We start from the raw sequence: 17,647 nt of genomic DNA, 5'->3' as shown, positions 1-17,647 counted from the left end.
GTGCGCCGGCGGGTTTGTATCGATGGGTTTACCTATGTCAGACATCATTACCGCAGCCATTACCGAGGCCCTGGACCTGGCCCATCAGGGTTTGTATCGCACTTCACCCAATCCGCGTGTCGGCTGTGTGATTGCCGATGCGGCCGGGGTGGTGATCGGCCGCGGCAGCACCGGGCCTGCGGGTGGCGCGCATGCCGAAATCATGGCCTTGCGCAATGCCGCAGCCGGCGGGCATTCGGTGCGTGGCGCTACGGCTTATGTCACGCTGGAGCCTTGTTCGCACCATGGGCGCACGGGGCCTTGTTGCGATGCGCTGGTGGCTGCGGGCATTGCCAAGGTGGTGGCGTCGCTGACCGATCCGAATCCTTTGGTCGCAGGGCAGGGTTTTGCCCGTTTGCGTGCCGCCGGCGTGGCGGTGCAGGTCGGTCCGGGCGCGCAGGCCGCGCGCGAGCTGAATGTGGGTTTTTTCAGCCGGATGCTGCGCCACAGGCCCTGGGTGCGCATGAAGCTGGCGGCGTCGCTCGATGGGGTGACGGCGCTGGCCGATGGCAGCAGCCAATGGATCACGGGGCCTGCTGCGCGTGCCGATGGCCATGCCTGGCGGGCCAGGGCCTGTGCGCTGCTGACCGGTATCGGGACGGTGCTGGCCGATGACCCCCGGCTGGATGTGCGCGCGCTGCACACCGAGCGGCAGCCGGCGCTGGTGCTGCTCGACAGCGCGTTGCGGGTACCGCTGGATGCTTGCATATTCGCAGCAGACCGTGCAGTGCACCTATACGCCGCCGCAGAAAATGATGCCAAGAGGCGGGCGCTGGAGCAGCGCGGTGCAACGCTGGCCGTGCTGCCCGACAGCCAGGGCCGGGTGGATTTGGCGGCCATGCTGCACGACCTGGCACGCAGGCAGGTCAATGAGTTGCATGTGGAGGCGGGGCAGCAGCTCAATGGCGCGTTACTGCGCCAAGGGTTGGTCGATGAACTGCTGGTGTACCTGGCGCCGAAACTGATCGGGCCGGGCCTGGGCATGGCGCAGTTGGCGCCTTTGGCGGCGCTGTCGCAGGCGCAGGCGCTGGATTTTCACGGCCTGGAGCGGGTCGGCGAGGATGTGCGCATCCTGGCGCGCTGGCGCGATCGGGAGCCGTTTTGGGGTTAGTGTCGCGTCATCGGTCAGATGTCGTAGGCTGCGCGCAGCCATCGGAGCGCAACGCAAGGCGCAGCGCGCAGCCCATACCGAGCGTATTGGCCAGCGATGCAACGCCGCGATGCGCTTCGATGGCCAGCGCGGACCGACAGATGATCGGTGACGCGACGCTACGGCTTTCGGGTGTAGCCCAGGCAGGCGCCGGCGTTGGGCCGCCCTTGGCATTCGCGGTAGAGACGGCGCTCCCGCTCGGCGCGGCTTTCCTCGGAGGGGCTGGGCTGGTGCGTGACTTTGACCGAGGGCTTGGCGCGCGCCTGCGTGGCCGGGGGTTTGGTTTTTTTGGTTTTGGTTTTTTTCTCACGCGTCTGCGCATCGGCTGCCGTCAAGCACAGTGCCAGGCCCGCTGACAGCAACAGCGGGGCCCAGCGTGCTTTGGCCTTGGCCGGCAGGGTCGTGGCGGGGGTGGCGGGGGTGGAAGTGATGGACATCGGAGGTTGGCGCATGGGCGTAGGATGGCAGTGAACGGCACGGCGCCGTCCACGCTGCCACCATTTTTTGCATCCTGCCATGCGCAACACTGTCTTGAACCTCGAAGAATCCCTGATCCGTGAGGTCGCCAATGCGGGCCTGGGGCGCGACGATGTGCTGGCCTTCTGGTTTGGCGAAAGCGACACCGCGACACCGCTGGCCGTGCGCCAGGCGGCAATGGATTCGATCCAGCGCGGCGAGACGTTTTACACGCACAACCTGGGGCTGCCGGCGTTGCGCCAGGCGCTGGCCGATTCCATGGGTCGCCTGCACGGCGCGGTGGGGGCCGAGCGGATCGCGGTGACTTGCGGGGGCGTGCAGGCGCTGATGCTGTCGGTGCAGGCGCTGGTCGATCCGGGCGATGAGGTGCTGGCGGTGACGCCGGTGTGGCCGAATCTGACCGCGCAGCCGGCGATCATGGGCGCCGTGCTGCGCTGCTTGCCGCTGCGGCCGCAACCGGGGGGCGCCTGGGTGCTGGATGTCGACGCGCTGCTGGCGGCGATCACCCCGGCCACGCGGCTGCTGGTGCTGAATGCGCCGAACAACCCGACGGGCTGGACGCTGTCTGCCGCCGAGCAGCGCGCGATTCTTGCCCGCTGCCGCCAGACCGGCTGCTGGATTTTGGCCGACGAGGTGTACGAGCGCCTGTACTACGAGCCGAGCGCCAACGGCTGCGCGCCGAGTTTTCTGGATCTGGCGCAGCCCGAAGACCGGCTGATCGTGGTGCACAGCTTTTCCAAGAGCTTTTTGATGACGGGCTGGCGCCTGGGCTGGCTGGTCATGCCGCCGTCGATGGGCCGGCATATGGGCAAGCTGATCGAGTTCAATACTTCCTGTGTCAGCGTTTTCACGCAGCGGGCCGGGATGGCGGCCTTGGCACATGCCGACGAGATCACGCCGCAGGTGGTGGCCCATCTGAAGCACTGCCGTGACACGCTGGTCGCCCTGCTGCAGGCGCTGCCGGGGGTCGAGGTGGCGGCTGCGCGCGCCGGCATGTATGCCTTTTTCCGCATGGCAGCGCACGACGATTCTCTGGCGCTGGCCAAGCAGTTGCTGGCGCAGGCCGGCCTGGGCCTGGCGCCGGGCAATGCCTTCGGCCCCGAGGCCCAGGGGTGGTTGCGCTGGTGCTTTGCCTGCCAGGACACCGGGCGGCTGGTGCAGGGCGTGCAGCGGCTGAAAAACTGGGCCGGGCTATAATCGGCCGGTTTTGCATGGTGCAAGACACACGCCGGCAGCCATTTCCGATCGCCGGCGCAAGTCAAAACCGCCAGGCCCGCCCAACCCGTACAGCGGTGGGCCCATCTTCCAAGGAAAGACATGATCGCATCCTCCATCAAGGCCGAAGTCGTCAAGGCGAACGCCCGCGCGGCCAATGATACCGGCAGCCCCGAAGTGCAAGTGGCCCTGCTGACCGCCCGCATCAACGAACTGACGCCGCACTTCAAGACCCATGCGAAGGACCACCATGGCCGCCGTGGCCTGCTGCGCATGGTCAGCCGCCGCCGCAAGCTGCTCGATTACCTCAAGGCAAAGGACGCAGACCGTTACACCGCGCTGATTGCCAAGTTGGGGCTGCGCAAATAATCTCACCACATGCAAAAACGCCTGGGCCTGCTCAGGCGTTTTTCACTTCGCAGCCACATGCAGAACATGCAGCGTGAACCTGTGCCGTTCCTTCGCCGGAACGCCATCGGGTGGCGAATGGCGCCACAGCGCAATCGGGTAGTTCAAAACAGGAGTTGAAATGGGAATTTTCAATAAAGTCACCAAGACTTTCCAATGGGGTGACCAGACCGTCGTCATGGAGACCGGCGAAATCGCCCGCCAGGCCAGCGGCGCGGTGCTGGTGAGCATCGACGACACCGTGGTGCTGGCCACCGTGGTCGCGTCCCGTTCGATCAAGCCCGGCCAGGACTTCTTCCCGCTGACGGTGGACTACATCGAGAAGACCTACGCTGCGGGCAAGATCCCCGGCAGTTTCTTCAAGCGCGAAGCCAAGCCCAGCGAGCATGAAACGCTGACCAGCCGCCTGATCGACCGGCCGCTGCGCCCGCTGTTCCCGCAGGGCTTTTTCAATGAGGTGCATCTGGTCATCCACACCTTGTCGCTGAACCCCGAGGTCGACGCCGACATCGCCGCGCTGATCGCCAGCAGTGCCGCGCTGGCGCTCTCCGGCATTCCGTTCAATGGCCCGATCGGGGCTGCGCGCGTGGGTTACATCCAGGGCGAGTACCGGCTCAATCCCGGCCCCACGGCGCGCAAAAGCTCGCAGTTGGATCTGGTGGTGGCCGGCACCGAAGCGGCGGTGCTGATGGTCGAATCCGAGGCGCAGCAATTGTCCGAAGAGATCATGCTCGGCGCCGTGGTGTTCGGCCATCAGCAAGGCAAGGTGGCGATCGATGCCATCCACGAGTTGGTGCACGCAGCCGGCAAGCCGGTGTGGCAATGGGAAGCGCCGGCCAGGGATGAGGCGCTGATCGCCCGGGTGGCGGCGCTGGCGGACGACAAGCTGCGCGCGGCCTACCAGATTCGCAACAAGCAGGCCCGCACCGAGGCTTGCCGTGCAGCCTATGCGGCGGTGCTGGCGCAGTTGCAAGCCGATGGCGTCGAATGCGACACCGTGAAGGCCGAGGGCCTGCTGTTCGACATCGAAGCGGGCATCGTGCGCAGCCAGATACTGGCCGGCGAGCCGCGCATCGACGGCCGTGACACGCGCACCGTGCGCCCCATCGAGATCCGCGCCGGCGTGCTGCCCCGGGCCCATGGCTCGGCGCTGTTCACGCGCGGCGAAACCCAGGCCCTGGCGGTGGCCACGCTGGGCACCGAGCGCGATGCGCAGCGCATCGACGCGCTGGCCGGCGAGTACGATGACCGCTTCATGCTGCACTACAACATGCCGCCCTTTGCCACCGGCGAAGTGGGGCGCATGGGTTCGACCAAGCGCCGCGAAATCGGCCATGGCCGTCTGGCCAAGCGGGCGCTGGTGGCGGTGCTGCCGACCAAGGAGGAGTTTCCCTACACCATGCGCGTGGTCTCGGAGATCACCGAATCCAATGGCTCCTCGTCGATGGCCTCGGTCTGCGGGGGCTGCCTGTCGCTGATGGACGCGGGCGTGCCGATGAAGGCGCATGTGGCGGGTATCGCAATGGGCCTGATCAAGGATGGCAACCGCTTTGCGGTGCTGACCGACATTCTGGGCGACGAAGATCACCTCGGGGACATGGACTTCAAGGTGGCCGGCACCACGGCGGGCATCACGGCATTGCAGATGGACATCAAGATCCAGGGCATCACCCGGGAGATCATGCAGGTGGCGCTGGCGCAGGCCAAGGAAGCGCGCATGCATATCCTGGGCAAGATGCAGCAAGCCATCGGCCAGGCCAAGACCGAGGTGTCGAACTTTGCGCCCAAGCTGTACACGATGAAGATCAACGCCGAGAAAATCCGCGACGTGATCGGCAAGGGCGGCGCCGTGATCCGGGCGCTGACCGAAGAAACCGGCTGCCAGATCAACATCGAGGAGGACGGCACGATCACCATCGCCGCGACCGACGCCGCCAAGGCCGACATCGCCAAGCGCCGCATCGAGCAGATCACCGCCGAGATCGAGATCGGCAAGATCTACGAAGGCCCGGTGACCAAGCTGCTGGACTTCGGCGCGCTGATCAACCTGCTGCCCGGCAAGGACGGGCTGCTGCACATCAGCCAGATCGCCCACGAGCGCGTCGAGAGGGTGTCCGATTACCTGAGCGAAGGCCAGATCGTGCGGGTCAAGGTGATGGAAGCCGACGAAAGGGGTCGCGTCAAGCTGTCGATGAAGGTGCTGGCCGAACGCCCTGCCCCGGGCAGCGACCGTTTCGGCACAGGCAGCGAGCGCCCTGCGCCGGGCAGCGACCGTCCGGCACTGGCCGAACGCGAGCCGCGGCGTGAGATGCGCGACCATGGCCATCCGCCATCGGAGCAACAGCAGCAGCAATCGCCGCCCGCCGATACCGGCTCCGGGCAGCGCGTCGGCTGATCCCCATTGCCATCGATGTTGCCGCGACTGGCGCCGGGCAAACCATGCGCTGGTGGCCAGGATCGCTTGGCTGCGTCGTCACCCCACAACCCCCATCGTCCCCCATGAAGCGCACCATGCAGGCGGTAGAGATACGCTCCTTTGGCGGCCCCGAGGTGCTCGGTCTGGCCGAGCGCCCGGTGCCGCAACCGGGCACGGCAGAGTTGCTGATCCGTGTTCGCGCCAGTGGCGTCAACCGGCCCGATGTGTTGCAGCGGCTCGGGCACTATGCACCGCCGCCGGGCAGTTCTGACATTCCGGGGCTGGAAGTCGCCGGCGTGGTCGAGTCCGGCGATGCGGCGGCGCTGGCCGAGGCCGGCATCCGGGTCGGCGATCGCGTCTGCGCGCTGCTGGCCGGCGGGGGCTATGCGCAGTGGTGCGTGGCGCCGGTCGTGCAATGCCTGCCGGTGCCCGAAGGGCTGAGCGATGTGCAGGCGGCGTCGCTGCCGGAAACCTTCTTCACGGTGTGGAGCAATGTCTTCGATCGGGGCCGGCTGCAAGCGGGCGAGAGCCTGCTGGTGCAAGGCGGCAGCAGCGGCATCGGCGTCGCCGCGATACAACTGGCGCGGGCTTTTGGCGCCACGGTCATTGCCACGGCGGGCAGCCAGGAGAAATGCGCGGCCTGTCTGGCGCTCGGCGCGCAGCATGCGATCGACTACAAAACGCAGGACTTCGTCGCCGAAATCAAGCGCATCACCGCAGGCCGGGGCGTGGATGTGGTGCTCGACATGGTCGCTGGCGACTACGTGGCGCGGGAGGTGGAATGCCTGGCCGAAGATGGCCGCCTGGTGATCATTGCCGTGCAAGGCGGCGTCAAGAGCAGTTTGAACGCCGGGCTGGTGTTGCGGCGCAGGCTGACCATCACCGGCTCCACGCTGCGGCCCCGCGCCGTGCCATTCAAAGGGGCGATTGCGCGCGCGCTGCGCGAACGGGTGTGGCCGCTGCTGGCCGCCGGAACGCTGCGCCCGGTGGTGCACAGCCAGTTTGCTGCGGCCGATGCCAGCCAAGCCCATGCGCTGATGGAGTCGAACCGGCATATCGGCAAAATCGTGTTGACTTGGCCATGACCATGAACGACAGGAAAAAACTCATCGTCGGCAACTGGAAGATGAATGGCAGCCTGGCCGCGAACCAGGACTTGCTGCAGGCCATCCGCGCCGGCATCGCCGACCTGGATGCTGCCGCTTGCACTGTGGCGCTGGCCGTGCCCGCGCCTTATCTGGCGCAGGTGCAGGCGTTGGTGGCCGGCTCGGCGCTGGCGCTGGCCGCGCAGGATCTGTCACCGCACGAGGCCGGCGCCTATACCGGCGAGGTGTCGGCAGCCATGCTCAAGGACTTTGGCGTGCGCTATGCGCTGGTCGGGCATTCCGAGCGGCGCCAGTACCACGGTGAAACCGACGCGCTGGTGGCCAAGAAGGTGCAGCGCGCGCTGGCGGCGGGTCTGACGCCCATCGTCTGCCTGGGCGAGACCTTGCCAGAGCGTGAGGCCGGCCAGACCGAGGCCGTGGTCCGGCGCCAACTGGCGGCAGTGATACAGCTCAACGGCCATTGCATCAGTGAGGTGGTGCTGGCGTATGAGCCGGTCTGGGCCATAGGAACGGGCCGCACGGCGTCTGCACGGCAAGCGCAGGCGGTGCATGCCGTGCTGCGCGCGCAACTTGGCGCTGCCAGCAGCCATGCCGGGCGCATCCGTCTGCTGTACGGCGGCAGCATGAACGCGGCCAACGCCGCGCCATTGCTGGCGCAGCCCGACATCGACGGCGGGCTGGTCGGCGGCGCAGCGCTGAAGGCGCCGGACTTTTTGCAAATCATCGCGGCGGCCTGCGCAGACGGCGGGCCAGCGATGGAATCAGGGGTGAACAGACAATGAACGTGATCGTGAATCTGATTTTGGTCGTGCAGATGTTGGCGGCGCTGGTGATGATCGTCCTGATCCTGATCCAGCATGGCAAGGGCGCGGACATGGGGGCGGCATTTGGCAGCGGCAGTTCCGGCAGCCTGTTTGGCGCCAGCGGCAGTGCCAACTTCCTGTCGCGCACCACGGCGGTGCTGGCATCGGTGTTTTTGCTGGCGACGCTGGCCTTGGCCCACTTTGGCAATTCCCGCCCCGCCGGCGCCGGCAGCGTGCTGGAAAGCCCGGCCGCTGCGGCGCCGGCTGCATCGGCCAGCGCACCGGCATCGGCTGCGGCGACACCGGCTTCGGGGGCAGCGCAGATTCCGACCAAATAATCAGGCGCCGAGGCCCACCCAGGGTTTTTGCGGGGGTAGAATCCGCGATTGTCTGCGAAGCGCTTTTCCCGTCTTCCTCATGCCCAGCAGACAAAAAAATGGCCGTCGTGGTGGAATTGGTAGACACGCTATCTTGAGGGGGTAGTGGCGCGAGCTGTGCGAGTTCGAGTCTCGCCGACGGCACCAGAACGAAGACTTGCAAAAAAACATGGGCAAAACCATTGACCTGCTTGCCGGCGCCGGATGCCCGGGCACCGGCTCCGACAGGCCGCAGCGCTTGAGTGCATCCCCACGATGAATCTCGATCAGTACCTCCCCGTCCTTTTGTTCATCCTGGTCGGCATTGCCGTTGGCGTCGTGCCGCTGGTGTTGGGTTATGTGCTCGGCCCGAACCGCCCGGATGCCGCGAAGAACTCACCCTACGAATGCGGCTTCGAAGCCTTCGACGATGCGCGCATGAAGTTCGATGTGCGCTACTACCTGGTGGCGATTTTGTTCATCTTGTTCGACCTCGAAATCGCGTTTCTCTTCCCCTGGGCAGTGACGCTGCAGCAAGTGGGCATGGCCGGTTTCGTGGCCGTGCTGATTTTCCTGACGATTCTGGTCGTGGGCTTTGCCTATGAGTGGAAAAAGGGTGCGCTCGATTGGGAATGAGTGCCGTGCACTGAGGACGATGCAATGATCGAAAACGTGATGAAGGAAGGTTTTATCACTACGAGCTATGACTCGGTGGTGAATTGGGCCAAGACCGGATCGCTGTGGCCCATGACCTTCGGTCTGGCCTGCTGCGCGGTCGAGATGATCCATTCTGCAGCGGCACGCTATGACCTGGCCCGCTTTGGCGCCGAGGTGTTTCGTGCCAGCCCGCGCCAGGCCGACCTGATGATCGTGGCCGGCACGCTGTGCAACAAGATGGCGCCGGCCTTGCGCAAGGTCTACGACCAGATGTCCGAGCCGCGCTGGGTGCTGTCGATGGGCTCCTGCGCCAACGGCGGGGGCTACTACCACTACAGCTACTCGGTGGTACGCGGTTGCGACCGCATCGTGCCGGTCGACGTCTATGTGCCGGGTTGCCCGCCGACGGCCGAAGCCCTGATCTACGGCATCCTCCAACTGCAGCAGAAGATTCGCCGCAGCCACACCATTGCCCGCGCCTGAGGGCCTGATGATGACCGCTGTTGCCATTCGGCCGGAACGACTTCGGGACCACATTGCCGCAGCCCTCGGCGCCCGGCTGCGCCAGATCACGCTGGCGCTGGAGGAAGTCACCGTGGTGCTGGCTGCGGCCGACTACTTCGATGCAATGCGCGTGCTGCGCGATGACCCGGTCTGCCGCTTCGAGCAGCTGATCGACCTGTGCGCGGTGGATTACTCGACCTATGCCGACGCCGTGCAGCAGGGGCCGCGTTATTGCGTGGTCGCGCATCTGCTGTCCGTGAGCCTGAACCAGCGCCTGCGCGTGAAGGTGTTCTGCCCGGACGATGATTTTCCGTTGCTGCCCTCGGTCTGCGGGCTGTGGAATTCGGCCAACTGGTATGAGCGCGAGGCTTTCGATCTGTTCGGCATCCTGTTCGACGGGCACGACGACCTGCGCCGGATACTGACCGACTATGGCTTCATCGGCCACCCGTTCCGCAAGGACTTCCCCCTGTCCGGTCACGTACAAATGCGCTATGACGCCGAACTGCGCCGTGTGGTCTACGAGCCGGTGTCGATCGAGCCGCGCGAGATCACGCCGCGCATCATCCGCGAAGACCACTACGCCGACCCGCACTGAAGCCGCGCCAAAGCCGTATCAAGCCGCCTCGAACCGCAGCGCCACCCCCGCGACCCACCATGGCTGAAATCAAGAACTACTGCCTGAACTTTGGCCCGCAGCACCCGGCCGCGCATGGCGTGCTGCGCCTGGTGCTGGAGCTTGACGGCGAAGTGGTGCAGCGGGCCGATCCGCATATCGGTCTGCTGCACCGCGCCACCGAAAAGCTGGCCGAGCACAAGACCTACATACAGTCGCTGCCCTACATGGACCGGCTGGACTATGTATCGATGATGTGCAACGAGCATGCGTATTGCCTGGCGCTCGAAAAGCTGCTGGGCCTGCCAGTGCCGCTGCGCGCGCAGTACATCCGCGTGCTGTTCGCCGAAATCACCCGGCTGCTGAACCACCTGATGTGGCTTGGCTCGCACGCCAACGATTGCGGCAGTTCCACCATGCTGATGTACACCTTCCGCGAGCGCGAAGACCTGTTCGACATGTACGAAGCCGTGTCGGGCGCACGCATGCACGCGGCGTATTTCCGTCCGGGGGGCGTGTACCGCGACCTGCCCGACAGCATGCCGCGCTACCAGGCCAGCAAGATCCGCAACGCCCGGGCGCTGGCGGCGCTGAACCAGAACCGCCAGGGCTCGTTGCTCGACTTCATCGCCGACTTTGCCCAGCGCTTTCCGGGCTGCGTCGACGAGTACGAAACCCTGCTCACCGACAACCGCATCTGGAAGCAGCGCACCGTAGGCATCGGCGTGGTCTCGCCGCAGCGGGCGCTGAACCTGGGCATGACCGGCCCGATGCTGCGCGGCTCGGGCATCGCCTGGGATCTGCGCAAGACCCAGCCCTACGATGTGTACGAGCACATGGACTTCGATGTGCCGGTGGGCAAGACCGGCGACTGCTACGACCGCTATCTGGTGCGGGTGCAGGAAATGCGCGAAGCCAACCGCATCATCGGGCAATGCGTGGCCTGGCTGCGCGCCAACCCCGGCCCGGTGATCACCGACAACCACAAGGTGGCGGCCCCGGGGCGCGCAGCGATGAAGTCCAACATGGAAGAGCTGATCCACCACTTCAAGCTGTTCACCGAGGGCTTTCATGTGCCCGAAGGCGAGGCCTACGCCGCCGTCGAGCATCCCAAGGGCGAGTTCGGCATCTATCTGGTCAGCGATGGCGCGAACAAGCCCTATCGCCTGAAGATCCGCGCGCCCGGTTTTGCGCACTTGGCCACGCTCGATGAAATGGCGCGTGGCCACATGATTGCCGATGCCGTGGCCATCATTGGCACCATGGACATCGTGTTCGGAGAGATCGACCGATGATGAGCGAAGCAACGCTGGCGCGTTTTGCGCGTGAAGTGGCCAAGTACCCGGCAGACCAAAAGCAGTCTGCGGTCATGGCCTGCCTGGCCATCGTGCAACAGGAGCAGGGCCATGTCAGCGCCGACAGCCAGGCGCTGGTGGCCGACTACCTGGGCATGGCCCCGATCGCGGTGCACGAGGTCGCGACCTTCTACAACATGTACAACCGGCAACCGGTGGGCCAGTACAAGATCAACGTCTGCACCAACCTGCCCTGCCAGTTGCGCGGTGGTCGACAGGCCCTGCAGCATCTGGAGCGCAAACTGGCGCTGGCCAGCGGCGGCACCACGGACGACGGCCTGTTCACGCTGCAATCCTGCGAATGCCTGGGGGCCTGCGCCGATGCGCCGGTGCTGCTGGTCAACGACCGCACGATGTGCAGCTTCATGGACGGCGACAAGCTCGATCAGCTGGTGGACGGGCTGCGGCAAGCACGCCAGGAGGGCACGCCATGACCACGGCAGCACAGATTTTTTCGCAGTTCCAGGCCACAGGGGTGCAGACCTGCTTCCATGGCCGCCATATCGAGCCCCAGATCTACGCCGGCCTGAACGGCAGCAACTGGACGCTGGCAGACTACGAGGCCCGTGGCGGCTACCAGGGGCTGCGCCGGGTTCTGGGCCGGGACGGCGGCCAGGGCCTGACCCCGGACCAGGTGCTGGCCATGGTCAAGGAGTCGGGCCTGCGCGGGCGCGGCGGTGCGGGCTTTCCGACGGGCCTGAAGTGGAGTTTCATGCCGCGCTCGTTTCCCGGGCAAAAGTACCTGGTGTGCAATTCCGACGAGGGCGAGCCGGGCACCTGCAAAGACCGCGACATCCTGCAATTCAACCCCCATATCGTGATCGAAGGCATGCTCATCGCCGCTTATGCGATGGGCATCTCGGTCGGCTACAACTACATCCACGGCGAGATTTTCAAGACCTACGAACGCTTCGAGGTCGCGCTGGACGAGGCGCGCGCCGCAGGCTATCTGGGCCACGGCATCCTGGGCAGCGGTTTCGACTTTCAGCTCCATGCCAGCCATGGCTTCGGCGCCTACATCTGCGGTGAAGAAACGGCCTTGCTCGAATCGCTGGAAGGCAAGAAGGGACAGCCCCGTTTCAAACCCCCGTTTCCGGTCAGCTACGGCCTGTACGGCAAGCCCACCACGATCAACAACACCGAGACCTTTGCTGCCGTGCCGTGGATCATGCGCCATGGCGCTGCGGCCTATCTGGAATGCGGCAAGCCGAACAACGGCGGCACGAAGATTTTCTCGGTCTCCGGCGATGTGGAGCTGCCCGGCAACTATGAAGTGCCGCTGGGCACGCCCTTTGCCAAGCTGCTGGAGTTGGCCGGCGGCGTGCGCCAGGGCCGTCGGCTCAAGGCCGTGATTCCCGGCGGCTCGTCGGCGCCGGTACTGCCAGCGGCCGCCATGATGGCCTGCACGATGGACTACGACGCCATCGCCAAGGCCGGCTCGATGCTGGGCTCGGGCGCGGTGATCGTGCTCGACGACTCGCGCGACATGGTCGAGAGCCTGTGGCGGCTGTCGTATTTCTACATGCACGAATCCTGCGGCCAATGCACGCCCTGCCGCGAGGGCACGGGCTGGATGTGGCGCGTGATCGACCGCATCCGTCATGGACAGGGCCGCGCGGGTGATCTGGAACTGCTCAACTCGGTGGCCGACAACATCCAGGGCCGCACCATCTGCGCGTTGGGCGATGCGGCGGCGATGCCGGTGCGCGCGATGATCAAGCATTTCCGTCCCGAGTTTGAAGCCCTGATCGGCAAGCCTGCGCCTGAGCACGAGAAAACCCATGCTTGAAATTGAACTGGACGGTCAGAAAGTGGCAGTCGCCGAAGGCTGCATGGTGATGCATGCCGCAGAAAAGGCCGGCACTTACATCCCGCATTTTTGCTACCACAAGAAGCTGTCGATTGCCGCCAACTGCCGCATGTGCCTGGTGGATGTGGAAAAGGCGCCCAAGCCGATGCCGGCCTGCGCCACGCCGGTCACGCAAGGCATGGTGGTGCGCACCAGGAGCGACAAGGCGATCAAGGCCCAGCGCTCGGTGATGGAGTTCTTGCTGATCAATCACCCGCTGGACTGCCCGATCTGCGACCAAGGCGGCGAGTGCCAGTTGCAGGACTTGGCCGTGGGCTACGGCGGCTCGGCGGCGCGCTACGCGGAAGAAAAGCGCGTCGTACCGCACAAGGACGTGGGGCCGCTGATCTCGATGGAGGAGATGAGCCGCTGCATACACTGCACCCGTTGCGTGCGCTTCGGCCAGGAGGTGGCCGGCGTGATGGAACTGGGCATGATCGAGCGCGGCGAGCATTCCGAAATCACCACGGTGGCGGGCCGGTGGGTGGATTCGGAACTGTCGGGCAACATGATCGACATCTGCCCGGTCGGCGCGCTGACCAGCAAGCCCTTTCGCTACAGCGCGCGCACCTGGGAGCTGTCGCGCCGGCGCTCGGTCAGCCCGCACGACTCCACCGGCGCCAACCTCATCGTGCAGGTCAAGAACCACCAGGTGATGCGCGTGCTGCCGTTCGAGAACGAGGCCGTCAACGAGTGCTGGATTGCCGACCGGGACCGCTTCTCCTACGAAGCGCTCAATGGCGCAGACCGCCTGACCCGGCCCATGCTCAAGCAAGGCGGCGTCTGGCAAGAGGTCGATTGGCAGAGCGCGCTGGAATATGTGGCCAACGGGCTGAAGGATATTCGCCGCGACCATGGCGCGGCCAGCATCGGCGCCCTGGTCAGCCCGCACAGCACGCTCGAAGAACTGTATCTGGCGGCGACGCTGGTACGCGGGCTGGGCAGCGACAACATCGACTACCGGCTGCGCAACGCCGAGTTTGCGCAGCCCGAGGGCATACGCTGGCTCGGCCGATCGATTGCGTCGCTGTCGCTGTTGCAGCGGGTGCTGGTCGTCGGCTCGGACCTGCGCAAAGACCACCCGCTGTTCGCGCAGCGCATCCGCCAGGCGGCACGCCATGGTTGCCAGGTCAGCGCGCTGGGCTCGGCGGCGCGCGATTGGGCGTTGCCGGTGGCGCCGTTCGTCGCGCAGCCAGCCCGCCAGTGGCCGCAGACGCTGGCCGCCATTGCGGCAGCGATTGCACGGCACAAGGGCCTTGCGGCGCCGCAAGGGGCCGTGGCCACCGACGCGGCGGCCATGGCCATTGCGCGCTCGTTGCTGGACCCGGCCGAGCACAAGGCCGTGCTGCTCGGCAACGCCGCTGCGCACCATGCCCAGGCCAGCCGGCTGCTGGCGCTGGCCAACTGGATTGGCGAGCACACCGGGGCCACGGTCGGCTACCTCACCGAGGCGGCCAACACCGTGGGCGCGCAGTGGGTCGGCGCTTACCCCCTCCATGGCGGTCTGCATGCCGGTCAAATGCTCGCCGGTGGTTTGCAGGCGGCCTTGTTGCTCAACACCGAACCGGTCTACGACTCGGCCGCCGGTGCGCAGGCGGCCACGGCCTTGGCGGCGGCCTCGATGGTGGTGAGCCTGAGCCCGTTCAAGGCGAACATGCAATTTTGTGATGTGCTGCTGCCCATCGCTCCTTTCACCGAGACCTCGGGCAGTTTCACCAATGCCGAAGGGCGCTTGCAAAGTTTCCATGCAGTGGTGCGCCCCCTGGGCGAGACCCGGGCGGCCTGGAAGGTGCTGCGCGTGCTGGCCAATCTGCTGGGGCTCGACGATGTGGCTTTCGAGAACTCGCAGCAGGTGCTGGCCCGCGCCACCGATGCGCCTGCGGGCAGCCTGACGCAAGTGCCGGCGCAGCGGCTATCGAACGCCGTGAACGCCGTGCATGCGATGGACGCCGCAGGCGCCGAACCGCCGGCGCGCGCCGGCGAGCCGGTGGTGGCCAGCATCTATCAACTCGACGCTCTGGTGCGCCGCGCCAGGTCGCTGCAACTGACGGCGGATGCGCGCATGGCCGCCGACGCAGGGGTGACCGCATGATCGACGCGCTCTACCAAGCGGGCCTGCAACTGCTGCCCGGGGGCTGGTGGACGGGCATGGTCTGGCCGGTGCTGTGGATCTTGCTCAAGATCGTTGCCCTGCTGATCCCGTTGATGGGCGCCGTGGCTTATCTGACGCTGTGGGAGCGCAAGCTGCTGGGTTTCATGCAGGTGCGCCATGGCCCCAACCGCGTCGGCCCCTGGGGTCTGCTCCAGCCCATCGCCGATGCCCTGAAACTGCTGACCAAGGAAATCATCCAGCCCACGGCGGCCAGCCGGGGCTTGTTCGTGCTCGGGCCGGTGATGGCCATCATGCCGGCGCTGGCCGCCTGGGTGGTGATTCCCTTTGGCCCCGATGTGGCGCTGGCCAATGTCAACGCGGGCCTGCTGCTGGTGATGGCGATCACGTCGATCGAGGTCTACGGCGTGATCATTGCCGGCTGGGCATCGAACTCCAAATATGCGTTCTTGGGCGCGCTGCGCGCTTCGGCGCAGATGGTGAGCTATGAAATCGCGATGGGCTTTTGCCTGCTGATCGTGATCATGGTCTCGGGCAGCATGAACCTGACCGAGATCGTGCTGGCGCAGGGGCGTGGCGTGGCGGCGGCCAATGGCATCGGCTTTTTGTCGTGGAACTGGCTGCCGCTGCTGCCGGTTTTCCTGGTCTATCTGATCTCGGGCGTGGCCGAAACCAACCGCCATCCGTTTGACGTGGTGGAAGGCGAGGCGGAGATCGTTGCCGGTCACATGGTGGAGTATTCCGGCATGGGCTTTGCCATCTTCTTCCTGGCCGAATACGCCAGCATGTGGCTGGTGTCGATACTGGCGGCGCTGATGTTCCTCGGCGGCTGGCTGCCGCCCGTGGACAGCGCCTCGTTGCACTGGATTCCCGGCTGGATCTGGCTCGGGATCAAGACCTGCCTGGTGGTGTCGATGTTCATCTGGATTCGCGCCACCTTCCCCAGGTTCCGCTACGACCAGATCATGCGCCTGGGCTGGAAGATCTTCATCCCGGTCACGCTGGCCTGCCTGCTCATCGCCGGCGGGTGGTTGCTCTCGCCCTGGAATATCTGGAAATAAGCGGGGAACACAAATGACGGCCGTTGCTGCTGCGCCTTTTTCGTTCAAGGACTTCTTCAAGAGCTTCATGCTCGTGGAACTGTTCAAGGGCATGGCCCTGACCGGGCGCCATGCCTTTCGCCGCAAGGTGACGGTGCAGTTCCCGGAAGAAAAGACCCCGCTCTCGCCGCGCTTTCGCGGGCTGCATGCGCTGCGCCGCTACGACAACGGCGAGGAGCGCTGCATCGCCTGCAAGCTGTGCGAGGCCGTGTGCCCGGCGCTGGCGATCACCATCGAATCGGAACTGCGCGCTGACGGCTCGCGCCGCACCACGCGCTACGACATCGATCTGACCAAGTGCATCTTCTGCGGCTTTTGCGAAGAAAGCTGCCCGGTCGACTCCATCGTCGAGACCCATATCTTTGAATACCACGGCGAAAAGCGTGGCGACCTGTACTTCACGAAGGACATGCTGCTGGCCGTGGGCGACCGCTACGAGGCCGAGATTGCGGCCGCCCGGGCGGCCGATGCCAAGTACCGCTGAGTTCCGACAAAGGCCCGATCCATGGACGCCAAGACTGGTTTCTTCTACCTTTTCTCGGTCGTGCTGCTGTTTGCCGCCTTCCGGGTGATCACTGCGCGCAACCCGGTGCATGCGGTGCTGTACCTGATTTTGGCCTTCTCGCAGGCCGCCGCCGTCTGGTTGCTGCTCAAGGCCGAATTCCTGGCGATCACGCTGGTGCTGGTGTACCTCGGCGCGGTGATGGTGCTGTTCTTGTTCGTGGTGATGATGCTCGACATCCACATCGACAGCTTGCGCCGGGGCTTCTGGAAGCATTTTCCGCTGGCCGCCAGCGTGGGCGCGCTGATTGCGCTGGAAATGGCGGCCGTGCTGATGGGAGGCTTTCGGGCCACGGACGAGCCCAAGGCCGGTGTGGCCATTGCCGATGATGCAGCCGGGCAGTTGCTCGCCTACTCGAACAGCAAGGCCCTGGGCAAACTGCTGTACACCGAATACCTGTTCCCGGTGGAAATCGCGGCGGTGATCCTGCTGGTGGCGATGATTGCCGCGATTGCGCTGACGCTGCGCCAGCGCAAGGACAGCAAGGCCATCGATGCGGCGGCGCAAATCCGCGTGCGCGCCAGCGACAGGCTGGAACTGGTCCGGATGGCGGCCACCCGCAAGGCCCCGGCGCAAATGCCGGCCACGCCCGTGGCCGGGGAGAAAAAAGCATGACGCTGACCTTGGGCCATTTCCTCGTGCTGGGGGCGATGCTGTTCGCGCTGGCGGTGACAGGGATCTTCCTGAACCGCAAGAACCTGATCGTGCTGCTGATGGCGATCGAACTGATGCTGCTGGCGGTCAACACCAACTTCGTCGCGTTCTCCCATTACCTGGGCGACATGCACGGGCAGGTGTTCGTGTTCTTCATCATGACGGTGGCCGCCGCCGAATCGGCCATCGGCCTGGCCATCCTGGTGCTGCTGATGCGCAACCATTCCAGCATCGACGCGGAAGACCTCAACACCCTCAAAGGCTGACGGG

Annotated in this window: 19 protein-coding genes and 1 tRNA gene; 19 read left to right on the top strand and 1 reads right to left on the bottom strand. The window is 65.5% G+C overall.

Annotated elements, in window-relative coordinates:
- Positions 1–34 precede the first annotated feature (34 nt).
- Positions 35–1,150 carry a bifunctional diaminohydroxyphosphoribosylaminopyrimidine deaminase/5-amino-6-(5-phosphoribosylamino)uracil reductase RibD gene (gene ribD, locus VEIS_RS13750; RefSeq protein WP_011810555.1) on the top strand — a complete coding sequence of 372 codons (1,116 nt, stop codon included), beginning with the start codon at positions 35–37 and terminating at the stop codon, positions 1,148–1,150.
- A gap of 158 nt (positions 1,151–1,308) precedes the next feature.
- On the opposite strand, the gene VEIS_RS13745 is transcribed toward ribD, so the two are convergent.
- Positions 1,309–1,626, bottom strand: a complete 318-nt coding sequence (locus VEIS_RS13745; protein WP_041950036.1) for a hypothetical protein — start codon at positions 1,624–1,626, stop codon at positions 1,309–1,311.
- A gap of 79 nt (positions 1,627–1,705) precedes the next feature.
- On the opposite strand from VEIS_RS13745, the gene VEIS_RS13740 reads away from it, so the two are divergent.
- The 18 genes from VEIS_RS13740 (at position 1,706) to nuoK (ending at position 17,643) form a co-directional block, all read left to right on the top strand.
- On the top strand, positions 1,706–2,863 hold the full coding sequence (locus tag VEIS_RS13740) for a pyridoxal phosphate-dependent aminotransferase (protein ID WP_011810553.1): 1,158 nt from the start codon (positions 1,706–1,708) through the stop codon (positions 2,861–2,863).
- 120 nt (positions 2,864–2,983) lie between these two features.
- On the top strand, positions 2,984–3,250 hold the full coding sequence (rpsO, locus tag VEIS_RS13735; protein ID WP_005793232.1) for a 30S ribosomal protein S15: 267 nt from the start codon (positions 2,984–2,986) through the stop codon (positions 3,248–3,250).
- A 160-nt stretch (positions 3,251–3,410) separates the two neighbouring features.
- Positions 3,411–5,684, top strand: a complete 2,274-nt coding sequence (gene pnp, locus VEIS_RS13730; protein WP_011810552.1) for a polyribonucleotide nucleotidyltransferase — start codon at positions 3,411–3,413, stop codon at positions 5,682–5,684.
- A 116-nt stretch (positions 5,685–5,800) separates the two neighbouring features.
- Positions 5,801–6,790, top strand: coding sequence for an NAD(P)H-quinone oxidoreductase (locus VEIS_RS13725; RefSeq protein ID WP_041950846.1), 990 nt, complete (start codon positions 5,801–5,803; stop codon positions 6,788–6,790).
- A 2-nt stretch (positions 6,791–6,792) separates the two neighbouring features.
- Positions 6,793–7,593: a triose-phosphate isomerase gene (gene tpiA / locus VEIS_RS13720; protein ID WP_041950845.1), complete on the top strand. Its 801-nt coding sequence runs from the start codon at positions 6,793–6,795 to the stop codon at positions 7,591–7,593.
- Entirely contained in the window at positions 7,590–7,952 is a 363-nt protein-coding gene (gene secG / locus VEIS_RS13715; RefSeq protein WP_011810549.1) for a preprotein translocase subunit SecG, read from the top strand. Before tpiA ends, secG begins: the two co-directional genes overlap by 4 nt.
- Positions 7,953–8,053: 101 nt before the next feature.
- Positions 8,054–8,138: transfer RNA gene (locus tag VEIS_RS13710), tRNA-Leu, on the top strand.
- Positions 8,139–8,246: 108 nt separating this feature from the next.
- Positions 8,247–8,606, top strand: coding sequence for an NADH-quinone oxidoreductase subunit A (locus VEIS_RS13705; RefSeq protein WP_041950035.1), 360 nt, complete (start codon positions 8,247–8,249; stop codon positions 8,604–8,606).
- Positions 8,607–8,630: 24 nt separating this feature from the next.
- Complete coding sequence (locus VEIS_RS13700; RefSeq protein ID WP_011810547.1) at positions 8,631–9,110, top strand: NuoB/complex I 20 kDa subunit family protein; 480 nt, start codon at positions 8,631–8,633, stop codon at positions 9,108–9,110.
- Between the two features lie 10 nt (positions 9,111–9,120).
- Entirely contained in the window at positions 9,121–9,729 is a 609-nt protein-coding gene (locus VEIS_RS13695; protein WP_041950844.1) for an NADH-quinone oxidoreductase subunit C, read from the top strand.
- Between the two features lie 59 nt (positions 9,730–9,788).
- The gene (locus VEIS_RS13690) at positions 9,789–11,042 is read left to right on the top strand and encodes an NADH-quinone oxidoreductase subunit D (protein WP_011810545.1); all 1,254 of its coding nucleotides are present in this window, start codon (positions 9,789–9,791) and stop codon (positions 11,040–11,042) included.
- Complete coding sequence (gene nuoE, locus VEIS_RS13685) at positions 11,039–11,536, top strand: NADH-quinone oxidoreductase subunit NuoE (RefSeq protein WP_011810544.1); 498 nt, start codon at positions 11,039–11,041, stop codon at positions 11,534–11,536. The genes VEIS_RS13690 and nuoE overlap by 4 nt, the downstream gene beginning before the upstream one ends.
- On the top strand, positions 11,533–12,891 hold the full coding sequence (nuoF, locus tag VEIS_RS13680; RefSeq protein WP_011810543.1) for an NADH-quinone oxidoreductase subunit NuoF: 1,359 nt from the start codon (positions 11,533–11,535) through the stop codon (positions 12,889–12,891). The genes nuoE and nuoF overlap by 4 nt, the downstream gene beginning before the upstream one ends.
- A complete protein-coding gene (gene nuoG / locus VEIS_RS13675; protein ID WP_011810542.1) occupies positions 12,884–15,043 on the top strand; it encodes an NADH-quinone oxidoreductase subunit NuoG in 2,160 nt (719 codons plus the stop codon). Before nuoF ends, nuoG begins: the two co-directional genes overlap by 8 nt.
- A complete protein-coding gene (gene nuoH, locus VEIS_RS13670) occupies positions 15,040–16,122 on the top strand; it encodes an NADH-quinone oxidoreductase subunit NuoH (RefSeq protein ID WP_011810541.1) in 1,083 nt (360 codons plus the stop codon). Before nuoG ends, nuoH begins: the two co-directional genes overlap by 4 nt.
- 13 nt (positions 16,123–16,135) lie before the next feature.
- Complete coding sequence (gene nuoI, locus VEIS_RS13665) at positions 16,136–16,645, top strand: NADH-quinone oxidoreductase subunit NuoI (RefSeq protein ID WP_011810540.1); 510 nt, start codon at positions 16,136–16,138, stop codon at positions 16,643–16,645.
- 21 nt (positions 16,646–16,666) lie between these two features.
- The gene (locus VEIS_RS13660) at positions 16,667–17,338 is read left to right on the top strand and encodes an NADH-quinone oxidoreductase subunit J (protein WP_011810539.1); all 672 of its coding nucleotides are present in this window, start codon (positions 16,667–16,669) and stop codon (positions 17,336–17,338) included.
- A complete protein-coding gene (nuoK, locus tag VEIS_RS13655; protein ID WP_011810538.1) occupies positions 17,335–17,643 on the top strand; it encodes an NADH-quinone oxidoreductase subunit NuoK in 309 nt (102 codons plus the stop codon). Before VEIS_RS13660 ends, nuoK begins: the two co-directional genes overlap by 4 nt.
- The last annotated feature ends 4 nt before the right edge of the window (positions 17,644–17,647 follow it).

This window comes from Verminephrobacter eiseniae EF01-2, from assembly GCF_000015565.1.
Lineage (GTDB): Bacteria > Pseudomonadota > Gammaproteobacteria > Burkholderiales > Burkholderiaceae_C > Acidovorax > Acidovorax eiseniae.
This window is presented reverse-complemented; position numbering and strand designations above follow the sequence as displayed.